Origin of the sequence: Moorena sp. SIO4A1 (assembly GCF_010672065.1) — a bacterium.
Classification (GTDB): domain Bacteria; phylum Cyanobacteriota; class Cyanobacteriia; order Cyanobacteriales; family Coleofasciculaceae; genus Moorena.
The window spans coordinates 246760-262897 of record NZ_JAAHHX010000007.1 but is presented as its reverse complement, the minus strand read 5'-3'; the positions used below and the strand labels follow the sequence as shown (position 1 = coordinate 262897).

Annotated in this window: 26 protein-coding genes; 18 read left to right on the top strand and 8 right to left on the bottom strand. The window is 45.0% G+C overall.

Annotated features, from left to right (window positions below):
• Positions 1-3 precede the first annotated feature (3 nt).
• A complete protein-coding gene (gene purE, locus F6K53_RS07805; protein WP_293024152.1) occupies positions 4-531 on the bottom strand; it encodes a 5-(carboxyamino)imidazole ribonucleotide mutase in 528 nt (175 codons plus the stop codon).
• A gap of 46 nt (positions 532-577) precedes the next feature.
• Between purE and nagA the strand changes: the two genes are divergently transcribed.
• From nagA to F6K53_RS07770, 7 genes are all read left to right on the top strand, one after another.
• Positions 578-1786, top strand: coding sequence for an N-acetylglucosamine-6-phosphate deacetylase (nagA, locus tag F6K53_RS07800; protein ID WP_293080312.1), 1209 nt, complete (start codon positions 578-580; stop codon positions 1784-1786).
• A 344-nt stretch (positions 1787-2130) separates the two neighbouring features.
• Positions 2131-2346 (top strand): photosystem I reaction center subunit IV, encoded by a 216-nt coding sequence (locus tag F6K53_RS07795; protein ID WP_293024157.1) that lies wholly within the window; start codon positions 2131-2133, stop codon positions 2344-2346.
• 93 nt (positions 2347-2439) lie between these two features.
• Positions 2440-3288, top strand: a complete 849-nt coding sequence (locus tag F6K53_RS07790) for a DNA-formamidopyrimidine glycosylase (RefSeq protein ID WP_293024159.1) — start codon at positions 2440-2442, stop codon at positions 3286-3288.
• 23 nt (positions 3289-3311) lie between these two features.
• Entirely contained in the window at positions 3312-3512 is a 201-nt protein-coding gene (locus F6K53_RS07785) for a hypothetical protein (protein ID WP_293068077.1), read from the top strand.
• A gap of 24 nt (positions 3513-3536) precedes the next feature.
• Complete coding sequence (locus F6K53_RS07780) at positions 3537-3758, top strand: NAD(P)H-quinone oxidoreductase subunit O (protein ID WP_293024163.1); 222 nt, start codon at positions 3537-3539, stop codon at positions 3756-3758.
• Between the two features lie 98 nt (positions 3759-3856).
• Positions 3857-4828 carry a malate dehydrogenase gene (gene mdh, locus F6K53_RS07775; protein WP_293024165.1) on the top strand — a complete coding sequence of 324 codons (972 nt, stop codon included), beginning with the start codon at positions 3857-3859 and terminating at the stop codon, positions 4826-4828.
• A gap of 6 nt (positions 4829-4834) precedes the next feature.
• Positions 4835-4993 (top strand): hypothetical protein, encoded by a 159-nt coding sequence (locus tag F6K53_RS07770; protein WP_293024167.1) that lies wholly within the window; start codon positions 4835-4837, stop codon positions 4991-4993.
• Here F6K53_RS07770 and F6K53_RS07765 read toward each other — a convergent pair.
• Both F6K53_RS07765 and F6K53_RS07760 read right to left on the bottom strand, forming a co-directional pair.
• Positions 4962-5297 carry a four helix bundle protein gene (locus F6K53_RS07765; RefSeq protein ID WP_293068072.1) on the bottom strand — a complete coding sequence of 112 codons (336 nt, stop codon included), beginning with the start codon at positions 5295-5297 and terminating at the stop codon, positions 4962-4964. The genes F6K53_RS07770 and F6K53_RS07765 overlap by 32 nt on opposite strands.
• Entirely contained in the window at positions 5272-5523 is a 252-nt protein-coding gene (locus F6K53_RS07760) for a four helix bundle protein (protein WP_293024171.1), read from the bottom strand. The genes F6K53_RS07765 and F6K53_RS07760 overlap by 26 nt, the downstream gene beginning before the upstream one ends.
• A gap of 73 nt (positions 5524-5596) precedes the next feature.
• Between F6K53_RS07760 and F6K53_RS07755 the strand changes: the two genes are divergently transcribed.
• From F6K53_RS07755 to F6K53_RS07745, 3 genes are all read left to right on the top strand, one after another.
• Positions 5597-7024, top strand: a complete 1428-nt coding sequence (locus F6K53_RS07755) for a serine/threonine-protein kinase (protein WP_293024173.1) — start codon at positions 5597-5599, stop codon at positions 7022-7024.
• 386 nt (positions 7025-7410) lie between these two features.
• Positions 7411-7659 (top strand): UPF0175 family protein, encoded by a 249-nt coding sequence (locus tag F6K53_RS07750; RefSeq protein ID WP_293024175.1) that lies wholly within the window; start codon positions 7411-7413, stop codon positions 7657-7659.
• Positions 7656-8150, top strand: coding sequence for a DUF3368 domain-containing protein (locus F6K53_RS07745; protein ID WP_293024177.1), 495 nt, complete (start codon positions 7656-7658; stop codon positions 8148-8150). The genes F6K53_RS07750 and F6K53_RS07745 overlap by 4 nt, the downstream gene beginning before the upstream one ends.
• Before the next feature lie 345 nt (positions 8151-8495).
• On the opposite strand, the gene F6K53_RS07740 is transcribed toward F6K53_RS07745, so the two are convergent.
• The gene (locus F6K53_RS07740; protein ID WP_293024179.1) at positions 8496-8729 is read right to left on the bottom strand and encodes a hypothetical protein; all 234 of its coding nucleotides are present in this window, start codon (positions 8727-8729) and stop codon (positions 8496-8498) included.
• 269 nt (positions 8730-8998) lie between these two features.
• Between F6K53_RS07740 and F6K53_RS07735 the strand changes: the two genes are divergently transcribed.
• The 4 genes from F6K53_RS07735 (at position 8999) to zds (ending at position 12041) form a co-directional block, all read left to right on the top strand.
• Positions 8999-9901: an Rpn family recombination-promoting nuclease/putative transposase gene (locus F6K53_RS07735; protein ID WP_293068066.1), complete on the top strand. Its 903-nt coding sequence runs from the start codon at positions 8999-9001 to the stop codon at positions 9899-9901.
• 155 nt (positions 9902-10056) lie between these two features.
• Positions 10057-10182 carry a type II toxin-antitoxin system prevent-host-death family antitoxin gene (locus tag F6K53_RS07730; protein WP_293068063.1) on the top strand — a complete coding sequence of 42 codons (126 nt, stop codon included), beginning with the start codon at positions 10057-10059 and terminating at the stop codon, positions 10180-10182.
• A 203-nt stretch (positions 10183-10385) separates the two neighbouring features.
• Positions 10386-10598, top strand: coding sequence for a hypothetical protein (locus F6K53_RS07725; RefSeq protein ID WP_293024184.1), 213 nt, complete (start codon positions 10386-10388; stop codon positions 10596-10598).
• Between the two features lie 6 nt (positions 10599-10604).
• Positions 10605-12041, top strand: coding sequence for a 9,9'-di-cis-zeta-carotene desaturase (gene zds, locus F6K53_RS07720; RefSeq protein WP_293046966.1), 1437 nt, complete (start codon positions 10605-10607; stop codon positions 12039-12041).
• Here the strand turns inward: zds and F6K53_RS07715 are convergent.
• Entirely contained in the window at positions 12034-12174 is a 141-nt protein-coding gene (locus F6K53_RS07715) for a hypothetical protein (RefSeq protein WP_293068059.1), read from the bottom strand. The genes zds and F6K53_RS07715 overlap by 8 nt on opposite strands.
• A gap of 110 nt (positions 12175-12284) precedes the next feature.
• Between F6K53_RS07715 and F6K53_RS07710 the strand changes: the two genes are divergently transcribed.
• Both F6K53_RS07710 and F6K53_RS07705 read left to right on the top strand, forming a co-directional pair.
• Positions 12285-12425: a hypothetical protein gene (locus tag F6K53_RS07710; RefSeq protein WP_293068056.1), complete on the top strand. Its 141-nt coding sequence runs from the start codon at positions 12285-12287 to the stop codon at positions 12423-12425.
• Positions 12426-12447: 22 nt separating this feature from the next.
• The gene (locus tag F6K53_RS07705; RefSeq protein ID WP_293046964.1) at positions 12448-12888 is read left to right on the top strand and encodes an SRPBCC family protein; all 441 of its coding nucleotides are present in this window, start codon (positions 12448-12450) and stop codon (positions 12886-12888) included.
• 251 nt (positions 12889-13139) lie between these two features.
• Here the strand turns inward: F6K53_RS07705 and lipA are convergent, their stop codons facing one another.
• Both lipA and F6K53_RS07695 read right to left on the bottom strand, forming a co-directional pair.
• The gene (lipA, locus tag F6K53_RS07700) at positions 13140-14048 is read right to left on the bottom strand and encodes a lipoyl synthase (RefSeq protein WP_293046970.1); all 909 of its coding nucleotides are present in this window, start codon (positions 14046-14048) and stop codon (positions 13140-13142) included.
• Positions 14049-14424: 376 nt separating this feature from the next.
• Complete coding sequence (locus F6K53_RS07695; RefSeq protein WP_293024193.1) at positions 14425-14802, bottom strand: four helix bundle protein; 378 nt, start codon at positions 14800-14802, stop codon at positions 14425-14427.
• 173 nt (positions 14803-14975) lie between these two features.
• Between F6K53_RS07695 and F6K53_RS07690 the strand changes: the two genes are divergently transcribed.
• Both F6K53_RS07690 and F6K53_RS07685 read left to right on the top strand, forming a co-directional pair.
• Entirely contained in the window at positions 14976-15110 is a 135-nt protein-coding gene (locus F6K53_RS07690; protein WP_293024196.1) for a hypothetical protein, read from the top strand.
• On the top strand, positions 15100-15411 hold the full coding sequence (locus tag F6K53_RS07685) for a hypothetical protein (protein ID WP_293024199.1): 312 nt from the start codon (positions 15100-15102) through the stop codon (positions 15409-15411). The genes F6K53_RS07690 and F6K53_RS07685 overlap by 11 nt, the downstream gene beginning before the upstream one ends.
• On the opposite strand, the gene F6K53_RS07680 is transcribed toward F6K53_RS07685, so the two are convergent.
• The gene (locus F6K53_RS07680) at positions 15329-16015 is read right to left on the bottom strand and encodes a TIGR04283 family arsenosugar biosynthesis glycosyltransferase (RefSeq protein ID WP_293024201.1); all 687 of its coding nucleotides are present in this window, start codon (positions 16013-16015) and stop codon (positions 15329-15331) included. The genes F6K53_RS07685 and F6K53_RS07680 overlap by 83 nt on opposite strands.
• Positions 16016-16138 lie beyond the last annotated feature (123 nt).

The following is a 16138-nucleotide window of genomic DNA, read 5'->3' as shown; positions in this document are numbered from 1 at the left end:
AGATTAACTCATCTGCCCTAAGTATTGCTGATAACCTAACTCATCCAGCAATGCTTGCTTTTCCATCACTGATTGGGCTAAATTCTGGCGATACTGCTGCACTCTCTCTAGTAATTCCGGCTGATGAGTCCCCAAAATCTGCACTGCTAACAACCCTGCATTCTTGGCATTACCAATTGCTACAGTAGCGACGGGAATTCCCCCAGGCATTTGAACAATTGAGTATAGGGAATCGATACCCTGCAAGTGACGACTAGACACTGGAACCCCAATTACAGGCAAGGGTGTTAGGGCCGCTACCATCCCAGGCAGATGAGCCGCCCCCCCAGCACCAGCGATAATAACTTTGAGTCCACGCTTGTGAGCGTTTTGGGCATAATTTACCATCCGTTCAGGGGTGCGGTGGGCGGAGACAATCGCCACTTCCGAAGGAACACCGAAGTCTTCACATACTGCGATCGCATTTTGCATGGTGGGCAAATCGGAATCGCTGCCCATAATAATCCCAATTAACGGTTGGTTATTGGTCATGAATCATGTTTGATGGTAGATGAATTAGACTTCGCCACATTCCCTAATGACTCTAGATATTATCAATGCTCGTGTCCCTAGTTACCAGGGTTTACAGAATATTCACATTAATGATCATGGAATTATTGACGCGATCGCACCCAACCCAGAAACTCTTCCTAAGCTAGAAACTCTTCCTAACCCGGCTATCCTTGACGTTGCTGGGGATTGGGTCTCCCTAGGGGGTGTGGATTTGCAGATTAATGGGGGGCTAGGCTTAGCCTTCACCGATGTGGATTTTCACCACATCCCTTTACTCCAGGATATTTGTCAATTCCTTTGGCATCAGGGTGTCGATCACTTTTTACCCACTCTGGTGACTACTTCTGTAGAGAAGATTCAGCGATCGCTTTCTGTCTTTGCTAAATTTATCCCTTCCCAACCTTACCAGACCCCAAGCGCCCGCATCTTGGGTGTCCATCTAGAAGGGCCTTTTCTCAATCCCCAAAAACGGGGAGCTCATCCTCTTGAGTATCTATTACCACTTACTCTTGAAAATGTCAAGGAAGTTTTGGGATACTATGGTAATCTGGTTAAACTAATTACCATAGCGCCAGAGTTAGATAGCATTGGTGAGGTGATTCCGTATTTGCGATCGCGCAACATAATCGTTAGTCTTGGTCACTCCCAAGCTACAGCAGAGCAAGCCCAAAGCGCCTTTGAACATGGGGCATCCATGGTAACCCATGCTTTTAATGCCATGCCAGGACTCCATCACCGCAAACCAGGATTACTCGGAGCTGCCCTAGTTACTCCCGGTGTCCAGTGTGGACTAATTGCCGATGGTCAGCACGTTTGTTCCACCATGATCCAATTGCTGCTCCGTGCTGGGGGTTATGAACAAGGGATTTTTCTAGTTAGCGATGCCCTAGCACCAATAGGATTACCCGATGGCGTCTATCCCTGGGACACCCGCCAGATAGAGGTCAAAAATGGGACAGCACGGCTACCAGATGGGACATTATCTGGGACAACCTTGCCATTATTGGTAGGGGTAGAGAATTTAGTCCAGTGGGGGATTTGTAGCATTGAGAATGGCATTGCCCTCGCAACGGTTTCCCCTCGCCAAGCCATCGGTTTACCAACCCTCAACATTGGTCAACCAGCTCAGTTATTACGCTGGCATCTCGATGAGGAAACATCAAAGCTGAGTTGGCAGCGTTTGTCAGATTATAGGAGTTCTCAATTGGTTGGGGTACAAAGTCCAGGGTTTTAGGGAGCAGGGAGCAGGGAGCAGGGAGCAGGGAAGAAAATTTAAATGTACCTTACGCTTACTACGAAACTCTATAGACTTCTCCGAGAAGTCGGGAATAGGGGGAAGAGTGTGTTAGACAGGGTAAGCGTGGTAAGCCTGGTAAACGTAGTAGATTTTTAGTAAGGGTAATCATAGAGTTAATCATACTCATGAGATACAGTCAATTTTCTTACCCCTACTCCCTACTCCCTACTCCCTACTCCCTACTCCCTAGAGGTAAATTAATAAAACTTAAACAATTAAGTCAACGGAGAAGCCTAATTGAGTAGTACGCTGTAGAACTAGAGCGTAAGGTAAATTTTTTTATGGCAGAACTAAAACGTGGTGCAAAAGTTCGGATTAAAAGAAAAGAATCCTACTGGTATAACGATGTGGGAACTGTGGCTAGTATAGACAAGAGTGGTATCAAATACCCAGTGATTGTCCGCTTTGATAAGGTCAACTATACTGGCTACAGCGGTAGCCCCTCTGGGGTTAACACCAATAACTATGCACCGACTGAACTGGAAGTAGTTGGTTAACCTAGCCAGACTCAGGAATTTGAGTTCCTGGTGTCTGTAGAGTGCTAAGTTAACACGCTTGCACTCACCATTGATTAACTAAAGCACTCAATCGTGCCGGAACTACCAGAAGTTGAAACAATTCGCCTGGGTCTAAATCAAGTGACTACAGGCCAAGAAATCCAGGGTGGAGAGGTGTTACTATCGCGCACCATCGCCCACCCTATTTCTCCGAAAGATTTTTTAGCCCAACTCAAAACTGTCACCATTAGTGATTGGTATCGACGGGGCAAATACCTACTCGCTAAACTAAGCAAGTCAGACAGTGATCAGGCCGGTTGGTTAGGTGTTCACCTCCGGATGACTGGTCAACTGCTATGGCTAAGTCAAGACCAGCCTCACCCAAAACACACGCGAGTGCGATTGTTTTTCCCAAACAACCAGGAGTTAAGGTTTATCGACCAGCGCACCTTTGGTCGAATGTGGTGGATTCCGCCATCCCAATTACCAGAAACTATTATCACTGGTCTAAAGCAACTCGGACCAGAACCGTTTTCCCAGGAATTTTCTACAGATTACCTAGTTAGTAAGCTCCATCACCGCCAGCGTGCGATTAAAACAGCCTTGCTCGATCAATCCCTGGTAGCAGGAATAGGTAATATCTATGCCGATGAAGCATTATTCTTGAGTGGTATTCGACCAGAAACCCTTTGTAAAGATTTGGGGTTAGAGCAGATCGAAAAGCTGAGCATCGCGATTATCCAAGTATTGGAAAAAGCGATTGAGTCTGGTGGTACCACGTTTAGTGATTTTATCAACGTCCAGGGAGTCAATGGCAACTATAAGGGGATTGCCTGGGTTTATGGTCGCACCGGAGAACCCTGTCGTATCTGTAGCACCCCCATCCAGCGAACCAAGTTAGTCGGTCGCTCAGCTCACTTTTGTCCGAACTGTCAGCGTTGATAAGTGTGGGAAGTGTGGGAAGTGTGGGGAGATGGGGAGATGGGGAGATGGGGAGATTTCTATTAAGGGTAATTATCGGTTCTCATGGTAATAAGGTAAACAAGATTTTTTACCGACTCCCGACTCCCAATTCCCGATTCCCGATTCCCGATTCCCAATTCCCTGTTCCCGATTCCCGATTCCCGATTCCCGATTCCCGATTTCTCATTCCCCCGATAGAATAGAAGAGGAAAGACAAAAGAGATTTTATGGCTGGGAAAATTAAAAAGGGAGTATTGGTTCGGGCTATCCAAGCCCAGTTAGAGGGTAGCCTGGAAGCAAAAGCAAGTGACCCCCGCTTTTCCTCTTATCTGTTTGAAACCGATGGGGAAATTGTTGATATTAAGGGGGATTATGCCCTGGTCAAATTTGGTCGGGTACCTACCCCCAACATTTGGTTACGTATTGACCAGTTGGAAATCTCGTCTTAACCGGCCTGAAAAGTATCGTCTTAACGAGCATCCCTTTTGAAGACGATGCTCGTTAAGAGCGGCTACGCGAACGCATTTCCACCCTACCCATTCCGATCATGGTACCCTATCCCAACTCCCCAATTGCCTGCCACGACAACCGTGTATCCGTAATCGGTGGTGGTAGAGTAGGGAGTACTCTTGTCCAACGGATTGCTGAGAAAAATCTGGCCGATGTCGTACTCCTGGATATTAAACCAGGTATGCCCCAAGGCATTGCTCTCGATTTAATGGAGGCCAGGGGCATTGAAGGTCACGATTGCCAAATTATCGGAACTAATGACTATGCTGATACTGCTGGTTCCGATGTGGTGGTGATTACGGCAGGAAGTCCCCGGAAACCAGGCATGAGTCGGGATGACCTGCTACAGATCAATTCCAAAATTGTGGTGGAAGCGGCTAAAAATGCGATCGCAAAATCCCCAGATGCCATGTTAATCGTGGTCACCAATCCCCTCGATGTGATGACCTACCTAGCCTGGCAAGCTACTGACTTACCACCCCATCGCGTCATGGGCATGGCAGGGGTGTTGGATTCTACCCGATTCCGGACATTCATTGCCATGGAAAATGGTGTATCCGTTGCGGATGTCAATGCTGTAGTGCTCGGAGGCCATGGGGACCTAATGGTGCCACTACCCCGCTACTCTACCGTTAGCGGTGTTCCCATCACGGAACTGATGACACCAGACCGGATAGAAGCCCTGATCGAACGGACTCGCCGAGGCGGAGCAGAAATTGTAGAACTGATGCGCACTGGCAGTGCTTATTTTGCTCCAGCATCATCTGCCTGTTTGATGGTAGAAGCAATATTACACAACCAATCCCGCCAAATCACCGCAGCTGCCTACCTTCAGGGTGAATATGGTTTAAAAGATATTTTTATAGGGGTACCCACCCGATTGGGGTGTCGAGGTATCGAAAAAATTTTGGAATTAAAGTTGACAGATTATGAACTGTCCTCCCTCAAGATATCAGCTGAATCAGTTCGTGACAATATTAAGAAGGCACAAGAGATGCTGGGTCATTAAGAGAGTGTGGGGAGTGTGGGAAGTGTGGGAAGTGTGGGGAGATGGGGAGATGGGGAGATGGGGAGATGGGGAGATGGGGAGATGGGGAGATGGGGAGATGGGGAAGTGTGGGGAGCTTCGGGAGCTTGGGGAGTTAGTCGAGTAACCAATTATCTGGATTGGTGATCATCTTGACTAATCCACTAAGAATTTGATTGTAATTTCCGTAGAGTTCTCTGACTTGTTCGACCGTGAGATACTGGCATTTCACCGCAAAGGTTAACCAAACTTGAGTCTCTGCTGCCTCTGCCTCACAATCATTCAGTTTAGCTACAAAAGCGGCTTTATATCTCCGTTTTATCCAAGCTTCTGCGAGATTAGCACAGACTGAGCGAGAGGAACGACGAATTTGATCAGTTAGCGATGCAGCGCGGTCTTGGGGGTTTCCCCCACTCGCTATTGCATCAAGACAATGAATATTTTTCTTCAACTGGGAACTTTTTAGAATGTTCAAAAATTAGCATCGCTGTCTCAAATGCCAATTGATAAATAACCAAATCTTCATGAGTTCTAAAATACTTTTTACCTTTTTCGTTTTCTGCTCCTATCTTTCCCATCTTCTTTAATTGCCATCGCTCTTCTCTTCTGTCCTCTCCATCTTCCCACACTCCCCTATCTGATGACCAGTAACTTCCCACCCCTCCCACACTCCCCACCCTCCCCACACTTCCCACACTCCCCACCCTCCCCACACCCAGCGTTATAGATTATCAATTATTGGCGGCTATTATGTCTAATACCTTAAAACCTGGAGCAATTATCAAAGACCGCTATACAATCTTAGGCGACTTAGGTCAAGGAACTTTTGGACGGACCTATCTCGCTGAAGATGCTAATCGCTACCAAGAGCGTTGTGTACTTAAAGAATTTGCTCCCCAACTTCAAAACAACTATGAGTTACAAAAAGCTCAAGAATTATTTGAGCGAGAAGCTGGGATGCTATACCAGCTCAGACATAACCAAATTCCTTGTTTTCGAGAGTTACTTAGAACCAGTATTGGTCGTAAAAATTATCTCTTTTTAGTACAAGACTATGTCGAAGGGTTAACCTATCACCAGCTGTTAGTCCAGGGTCAAAAGTTTAGGGAAGCAGATGTGATTAAACTGCTCCAAGACATCTTGCCAGTTTTAGATTATATTCATTCTAAGCAGATCATTCATCGGGATATTTCTCCGGATAATCTGATTAAACGGAATTCTGACAATAAGCCAGTATTAATTGACTTTGGTTGTGTCAAAGAAATGGTAACCACTGCCATTGTCCAATCAACCGGACACGTGATTGGAACTCAAGTGGGCAAACGGGGTTACTCCCCAGATGAACAGTTACGATATGGTAAAGCTGATGCCACTAGCGACCTTTACGCTTTAGCAGTAACTGCTTTAGTATTGCTAACCGGTAAACAGCCTCTAGACCTTTATGATAGTTATCACGCCACCTGGCTTTGGCAAGAGATAACTATTAGCCCCAGCTTCAAATCGGTCTTGGCTAAAATGCTGGCTAATCTTCCTAAAGAACGGTATCAGTCAGCCCAAGATGTCAGTGAAGCCCTAGAAACCGTAATTCCCCAGCCGGTAAGTAGCCAGCAGCCAACTAAGCTACCCAATAATCTACCAACTAAACAACCAAATAATCTACCAACTAAGCTACCAAATAAACAACCAAATACACTATTTACCCAGATTGCTACCTTAGTGGCTGCTCCTGGTCAAACCATTAAAACAACGTTCACTGCTGTGCTCAATCGCAAACAGCAATCCACTAACCGTGAACTAAAGTTTTTTGGTCTTTCTATGTCCATTGCTTTATTAGTAGTGTTTGGAACGGTAGCAGTAGCTAGAGGAGGGTTTACTACACCAAAATTACCCAAGATATCCTGGAAATTGCCATCTATACCATCATTGCCTTCTCAATCATCTGTGAGTAACACAGAGCAGCAACGGCAAAAGCAAATCTATCAGCGTTGTCTAGATTTGAACATTGATCCAGGTACTTTTTATCAGAAAGTTGATCAATTTTTTTATAGTACATATCCACAATTAAAAGGAAAGACTCTTTCCGATAAACAAGAGGATGTTCAATTCCGGGCAGCTTGGTATCAAATTGCTGAGGATTTACTGGATAATTTGGAACAAGAGGCTTATTTGAGTAATTAGAGTGAGATGTTTTGGGGAGAGGGTGGGTTGTGTGGGAAGTGTGGGGAGGGTGGGAGGAGTAAGTTAAGAGGGAGAAGAGGGTGTTGGAAAAGTATTGCATTGTCGCAATTTAAAGGAAAAACCGATGGGGGGTGTGGGATGAGTAAGTTAAGAGGGAGAAGAGGGTGTTGGAAAACTATTGCATTGTTACAATTTATTGATCTTGAGGTTGACCCCGACTATCCCTGACCAGGCTTAGGTGCAGCATTGATTTGTGCGATCGCAAACGAAATAACCTCCATGAGCCAGACAGTTATGGGAGGGCTAGTAAAAGTTAGCTGAAATCTAGTAAAAACAGAAAGTTTTTGAGCTATCGTTAGAAATACGATAGATAAGGCAATTTGGCGATGAGTATTGTTATTTCAGACACAATCCTAGAAGCATCCCAGCTTACCCCAAGTGAGTTTCGTCAGGAAATTGCATTACACTTGTTTCAAACAGGTCGCCTAACACTGAACTATGCCAGCCGACTGGCTCACATGCAACCCAACGAGTTTCGCCAATTTCTCAAGCAGCGCAAAATTCCCCTTTACTACTACGATGTTGAAGACTTTGAAATTGACTTGAAAAATTTGCGGGAGTTAGGACGGTTGTGATTGTTATTAGCGATACATCAGCAATCACAAATTTGGCAGCCATTCAACACTTGCAGCTTCTGCCTCAACTCTATAATCAAGTCATTATTCCTGAAGCAGTCTATCGTGAACTTGCAGACATTGATCCTCCTGTTCCTGGCACTCTCGAAGTTCAATCTGCTTCCTGGCTTGAAGTCAGGCAAGTGCTTAACTATGAAGTAGTTGAACATCTTCAGAGTGAGGTGAGTTTAGATCCTGGAGAATCTGAGGCGATTGCCCTTGCCCTAGAAATCAATGCTGACTTGCTATTAATTGATGAGCGTCGTGGTCGAGCAGAAGCCGATCGTCTGGGCTTAAGGATTACTGGATTGCTGGGTATTTTAGTTGAGGCGAAACACCAAAATCTCATCGTTGCTGTCAAGCCGTTGATGGATGCCTTAATTGCTACCTCAGAGTTTAGAGTGTCTCTAGCCTTATATAATCAGATTTTAGACATGGTGGATGAAATCTAGAGGGCAGGGCTGATTAATGCTGGTGGAAGTTATTAGACTTCGCAGCAGTTGTTAGGTATCCCAATCTAAATTATGAACAGCTTAACTATACCAATAAATCAATAAAAAAAATTCGGTCAAGTTCTGGTTAACCCCAAGTCTTGACCGATTTCTATTTTGTAAGCTTCCACAAGTACAGCTGAGCTGCACTCAAATCTAAATCGCTACTGATAAACTATCGAATTAGTCAGCAACTACTCGAAAGTAACCACCTCCCAACTCATCCTTCATCCTGATATATACCCCTCCACAAAACAACTTTAACCCTTGATAGTCGCCAGGGCGACGCCCTGGCAATTTACTATCCTAGTCTAGGTATAAGTATCGAATCAAAAAAGTCGTAACCTGACCAGATTTTCCGGTAGGCTCGAAAGCGCTCCACTCGTCGGGATAGGCGTATTTAAGGGAATAGATAGCATTAATTGTTTTGCGAACTTGTTTAGGAGAACCGACCAAGATGTGCTTGACTTTTTTAGGTTTGCGACCTGGCTTTTCAGGGTTGGTATTTTCATCGGAGTTGGGTGGAAGGTTGTCATTCATCAGTAGTAATTCCTTAAAACTGCTTACATAATTAATATATACATAAATTAATTTACTGTCAAGGGATTTAGGAATTTTTTTTTATTAATAAATTGAAAATGGCTATAATAATAAATAGGTCATAAATAATAGTAAATAACCAGTAATATATCTGATATTTTCTGTAGAGATGCTATAGCTTTTATCATTTATTACTCCTGCTGCTAAGCTCCCTGCTCCCTTAGTTAAAATACTATATATATTTTTTTGTTATAATAAGGTATAAAACCATGAGATTCATCAGTCCTAAAACTGACTTTGCTTTCAAGAAAATATTTGGTTCAGATCAGAGTAAGGATATTCTAATTTCTTTCCTCAATGCTATGATATACTCTGGTAATTACGTCATCCAGGATTTAGAAATTATTGATCCTTATAGCGCGGGGGATGTAGTAGATTTAAAAGACACTTATCTAGATGTTAAGGCAGTATTAGAGGATGGAACAACTGTTATCATTGAGATGCAACTCTGGAATGTGGAAGGTTTCAAGAAGCGAGTGGTTTATAACTTGTGCAAAACCTATGGAAATCAACTGCAATTGGGACAGGGATATTTCGATATAAATCCAGTCATTGCTTTAACTATCACGGATTTTAAGTTATTCCCTTCCAGCGATAAAGTAATTAGCTGTTTTTACTTTCAAGAGGAAGAAGACCACTTACCTTATCAGGAAAATGACTTAAAGCTGGTGTTTGTGGAACTTCCTAAATTTACTAAGCAACTGGAAGATTTAGAAAGTGTGATAGATAAGTGGATATATTTTATCAAAGAAGCGCCAAACTTAGAAATTATTCCTGACAACTTCAGGGAAATCCCACAGCTGGAAAAAGCCTTAACCATAGCGAATCAAGCGGGGTTGAGTGTGTCAGAAGTGGAAAAACTCCGCAAACAGGAGATGGTTTTGGAAGACGCGCGAGGTGCATTGAGTTTCGCGAAAAGGCAAGGACGAGAAGAAGGGGAAAGAAATTTACTATTGCGACAGCTTGAGAGCCGCTTTGGCAAACTAACGATTAATGGCTTGGCATTAATCGAAGCCTTGACCAACGAAGACCTAAACCGTTTATCAGAAGCCATCTGGGATTTTCAGACCAGTGAGGACTTACTCAACTGGCTGCAAGAGCACTCTAATTAAAAGTCTAAATTTTTAATAAAATTAATCCGATGGTGGGCAGTAGTTGATACCAATTAAAAAGCTGACAATCTCGAAGCTAAGCACTGCCCACCCTACATCAAATGCTGCTATTGACTAAAATAGACTTAATGTCTAGTATTTTTACCTAAAAAGTGATGAAAAACCTTGGAGCATCTGAGGCAAAAAACCGTTTTGGTGAACTGTTGGATTTAGCTCGAAGAGAGCCAGTAAAAATTACTAAAAAAGGGCGTAATGTTGCTGTTGTTATTTCTATAGAATAATTTGAAAGGTTCTTAGAATTAGAAGACGAACTTATAGCTATTAAAGCTAAACAAGAACAACAAGAAGGGTTTATTGGGCTGTCAGAAAGTGAGCAGCTTTTGGAGGATATTATGAATGCTTAGGCTTAAAGGGAGGAGGGAGCAGGGAGCAGGGAGCAGGGAGCAGGCAGAAGAAAATTGAAATTGAAGGTACTTCATCACGTATGATAAACGCGCTAAGTTACCAAGTTCAAGAAGAAATTATAGAAATATTACTGATTGCTACCCCACCGCAGCACTCAAACGCGATTGACCTACGGTCACGCTACGCGAACGCACTCCCGATTCCCTACTCCCCACTCCCGATTCCCGACTCCCCACTCCCGACTCCCCACTCCCGGAATATATTAAAATATGTAAAGAAACTGAAAGGATAAGGGAGAATGCGCTTAGCAATTGTTGGTGCGGGGCTCGCGGGCATGGCCACAGCAGTAGAATTAGTGGATGCTGGTCATGAGGTGGAAATTTTTGAATCCCGTCCCTTTGTGGGGGGAAAGGTGGGAAGCTGGGTAGATAAGGATGGCAATCACATCGAAATGGGGTTGCATGTCTTCTTTGGCTGCTATTACAACCTGTTTGACCTGATGAAGAAGGTGGGAGCGTTCCAGTTTCTGCGCCTGAAGGAGCATACTCACACTTTTATTAATCAGGATGGACGCAAGGGTGAGCTAGACTTTCGCTTCATTACTGGTGCTCCCTTTAATGGCCTAAAAGCTTTTTTCACCACTTCCCAACTCTCCCTCCAGGATAAGCTGCAAAACTCCATTGCCCTGGGGATCAGCCCTCTGGTGCGTGGCTTGATAGATTTCGATGGCGCAATGAAAACGATTCGTGACCTAGATGCGGTCAGTTTCGCTGATTGGTTTCGCGGTCATGGTGGTTCCGACGGTAGTTTAAAGCGGATGTGGAATCCCATTGCCTATGCTCTGGGTTTCATCGATACCGAGAACATTTCTGCCCGTTGTATGCTAACGATTTTCCAGTTATTTGCGGCTAGAACCGAAGCATCGGTACTACGAATGCTGGAAGGCTCTCCTCATGAGTACCTCCATAAACCAATTATTAACTATTTAGAGGAAAGAGGAGCAAAAATCCACACTCGCCGCCAAGTTAGGGAAATTCTGTTTACCGAAACCCCAGAGGAAACCCGAGTCACTGGTTTAGTGATTGCCAAAGGGGAAACCGAAGAAACCATCACCGCTGATGCCTATGTCTGTGCGGTTGATGTGCCTGGTGTTCAACGGCTGTTACCCAAATCATGGCGCAAGTGGTCCGATTTCGATAATATCTACAAGCTTGATACGGTACCAGTGGCCACGGTTCAACTACGATTTGATGGCTGGGTGACAGAGCTTCATGATGCCGAGAAACGCCAGCAACTCCAAGAAGCAGCAGGGATGGATAATCTACTGTATACTCCCGATGCTGACTTTTCCTGCTTTGCGGATTTAGCTCTGACTAGTCCTGGTGACTATTACAAAGCCGGTGAAGGGTCACTGATGCAGTTGGTACTAACCCCAGGAGACCCATTTATTCGACAAAGTAATGATGCGATCGCAAAACATGTGCTTCACCAAGTCCATAATTTGTTTCCCTCCTCACGAGACTTGACCATGACCTGGTATAGTGTCGTAAAACTCGCTCAGTCTCTATACCGGGAAGCCCCTGGCATGGACCCCTATCGCCCTAACCAAAAGACACCAATCCCTAATTTCTTCCTAGCCGGTAGCTATACCCAACAAGACTATATCGATAGTATGGAAGGAGCTACCCTATCCGGGCGTCGTGCTGCTAAGGCGATTGAGTCTTTGGTTAGTTGAGGGAATAGGGAATAGGGAATAGGGAGTAGGGAATAGGGAACAGGGAACAGGGAACAGGGAACAGGGAACAGGGAACAGCGGATAAACGAACAGGGAAAGAGAGGGGAGTTTGGCGAGACCCGTAAGACCACACTGGCTCCCCTTGACTGCGCTACCTCACTGCATCGCTTTTATGATATTGTTGCCGTCAATTATTGTTTCTTTTGCCTATTGCCTATTGCCTATTGCAATACTAAATCAATTGTGAGAATTTTTGTTCCCTACTCCCTACTCCCTACTCCCTACTCCCTACTCCCTACTCCCTGTTCCCTATTCCCTGTTCCCTGTTCCCTATTCCCTGTTCCCTGTTCCCTGTTCCCTTTGCTATCGCGAAGTCTACAATAATACTTTACGAACCTAAAACCCCATGTCTGATTGGCTGGAACATAGTGTACAAGTTGAAGTAGAAGTTCCCATTGAATTAGCGTGGGAGCTTTGGTCAGATTTAGAGCAAATGCCGCGCTGGATGAAGTGGATTGACTCAGTGGAAGTCCTAGAAGAGGATCCTGACTTATCCCGGTGGAAACTTGCTAGTACAGGTTTTGAGTTTAGCTGGCTCTCTCGAATTCTGAAATTAGTTCCACATCAGATTATTCAGTGGGAATCAGTAGATGGTTTGCCCAATCGAGGTGCAGTCCGCTTCTACGACCGTAAAGATAGCAGTATCGTTAAGCTGACCATCGCTTACGGCATTCCCGGCATTCTTGGTCAGTTAATGGATAACTTATTTTTAGGTAACTTAGTTGAGTCTACTATCCAGGAAGATTTAGAACGATTCCGGGATTATGCTCTTAAAGTGAAAGGCTAGGAGTGGGGAGATGGGGAGATGGGGAGATGGGGAGATGGGGAGTATGGGGAGATGGGGAGTATGGGAGATGGGGGGATGGGGAGTATGGGGAGTATGGGAGATGGGGGGATGGGGAGATGGGGGGATGGGGAGATTTAATAGTATATCATATTAACCCTTCAACCAGCTAACCTTCAACCTTCAACCAGCTAACCTTCAACCTTCAACCAGCTAACCTTCAACCTTCAACCAACCAACCTTCAACCTGCTCTTCAACTTTCCCCCGCATGGTACGAACTACGGACCAAAGGACCCGAACGAACATGAGCAAATCCCATATCCCGTGCGATCGCACCTAGCTCATCAAACTCTTCCGGTGTCCAGTATTTTTGTACCGGCAGATGTTGGAGAGAGGGACGCATATATTGACCGAGGGTGATGCGATCGCATCCAATCTTACCTAAATCCGCCATCGCCTCAATCACTTCTGCTTTGGTTTCCCCATGGCCCAACATTAATCCGGACTTAGTGGGAATGGTGGGATTGAGTTGTTTGACAATGCTGAGCACATCAAGCGATCGCTGATATTGTGCTCCCCGGCGCACCTTGCCCTGTAGCCGCTGCACTGTTTCAATATTGTGGTTGTAACAGGCTGGCTTGGCCTCCACCACCGTGGCTATCCGTTGCTGTTGCAACTCTGCTGAGGTTTGATCCTGCTCACCTTTACCCCCCCAGAAATCTGCCGTTAGCACTTCTATCTCAGTACCTGGATTGAGTTTGCGGATTGCATCCATCGTAGCGACAAACCAACCCGCACCCTGGTCTGGTAAATCATCCCTGGCCACAGAGGTCAGCACCACATACCGCAACCCCAATAACTGTACCGATTCCGCCACTTTTTGCGGCTCCTCTGGGTCTAGGGCCATGGGAGCATGACCTTTATCTACTTGACAAAATGCACAAGACCGTGTACACGTCGGTCCCATCAACAAAAATGTAGCAGTTTTCTGAGAATAGCACTCACCTCGGTTGGGGCAACGTCCCTCTTCACAAATGGTGTGAATTTGCCGTTGTTTAATAATCCGCTGCACCGTTGAGATGTCACTAGCATTACCAATAGGACGTCGCAACCAAGAGGGAAGTGCAGTAATTTCTGAACGCCATTGTTTTTGTGTAGTCATGGATAATCGGGAGTCGGGAGTCGGGAATCGGGAGTGGGGAATCGGGAATCGGGAATCGGGAATCGGGAATCGGGAATCGGGAGTCGAATAGAATTGTAACAGGAGCAACGGGCAAGATGCCCGTTCCACGTTAGATGGCTATTCTACCAAGATGGCTATTCCACAAAACTATTTCCATCAAACGAAGTCTACTATTGTTTAACTAGTCACACAAAGACTTGACTTCGCGGCAGTTGTCTGGAACAGGGGATCACCAGAACAGTAGACAAGAATTGATGCAAACACTATCAGAAAACTACTTTTGCGCATAGGTCTACTATCTACTCCTCCCGATTCCCCACTCCCGATTCCCGATTCCCGATTCCCGACTCCGGAATTATGAGTTATCTAGCAATGACCGAATCAGAGAACGTAGCATTCTTCCTAAAGCTTCACACTCATCTATAATCGGATTAATGCTTCCAGAAGTAGCCAGTTTCACTCTGACCGATAAGAAAAGATGGGTTTCCAATTCTTTGAGAGAGCCTTGAGCTATTCTAAGAAATTGAACATATTCTCCTCGATACTCCCGTCCATATCCCTCTGCAATATTAGCAGGAATTGATGCAGCTGCTCTCCTTATCTGTGCAGTCATCCCATACATTTCCTGTTTAGGGAATTCTCTGGTGATCACATAGCAACTCTCGGCCACATCCATTCCCTTTTGCCAAACTCGCAAATCTCGATAAGACTGAATTTGATTATAATTGCTCATGCTTAAACTAGAGTTCGGGAGTCGGGAGTGGGGAATCGGGAATCGGGAGTGGGGAGTCGGGAGTCGGGAGTGGCTCTATGGTAGAAAAGCGATCGCTATGGTTGTCAGTCTCCGAAAACATTTGCCATTTATAAAATTATTAGCTTTTGTATACTAAGCGTTCCCACTATTTTTTGAAAATCACAAATACAACATCCACCACCCGAAAAATATACCGATTCCCGATTCCCGATTCCCGATTCCCGATTATGGTTGTCAGTCTCCGAAAACATTTGCCATTTATAAAATCATTAGCTTTTGTATACTAAGCGTACCCACTATTTTTTTATAAATAGTCACACATCGATTCCCAATTCCCGATTCCCAATTCCCGATTCCCCACTCCCGATTCCCGACTCCCGATTCCCGACTCCCGATTCCCGACTCCCGATTCCCGACTCCCGACTCCCGACTCCCGATTCCCGATTCCCAATTCCCGATTCCCGATTCCCGATTCCCGATTCCCAATTCCCGATTCCCGATTCCTTCACCCCTTTGCCCGACGATACCAACCCACAATCCGGTGAGGAGAAACCCCCAAATGATAGGCAACGATCACCAGTTGGTTAATTAATGTAGTTTTGACAACCCCCAAGGTCTGCCAGCGGCGTCCTGATGTTAAGACAGGTTGATTAAGGATAGTTATTTTACCTAGGTGGCGGAGGCGTCGCATCAAGTCAAAATCTTCCATAATCGGTAGATTAAGAAAACCACCAAGGTCTGTAAACACCTTAGTCTTGATAAAGATAGCTTGATCACCGTAAGGCAAAGAGCAAAAACGCGATCGCAAATTCACCATCCGTTCAATTAGCCTTACCCCCCGCAGGTTAGCATCAATCGCTAATTCAAAAGCACCAGCCACGGTATCATAGTTTTGTAACCCTTCGCGAACTAAGGTATCAAATCCTTTTGGTAAACGGGTATCAGCGTGGAGAAACAGTAGAATATCTCCGGTAGCCACCGCAGCACCAGCATTCATTTGACTAGCGCGACCGGTACCAGCAGCTATAATCTTAGCACCCAGTGATTGTGCGATCGCAACGGTTTCATCATGACTGCCCCCATCTACCACAATCACTTCCACATTAGACGCTTCCCTAACCGTAGCCAAAGTATCAGCTATGTGACTAGCCTCATTCAGAACCGGGATGATAATTGAAATTTTTACTATCACGCAACAGCTTTAGCATTGTTTCTGACAAATTAGCATCCCTGACTAGGAAATAACCAATGTTCCCTTAATTTCTATCCATATTTAGACATTTATTACGTAATAGCGATATAATAAAAGGTAAAC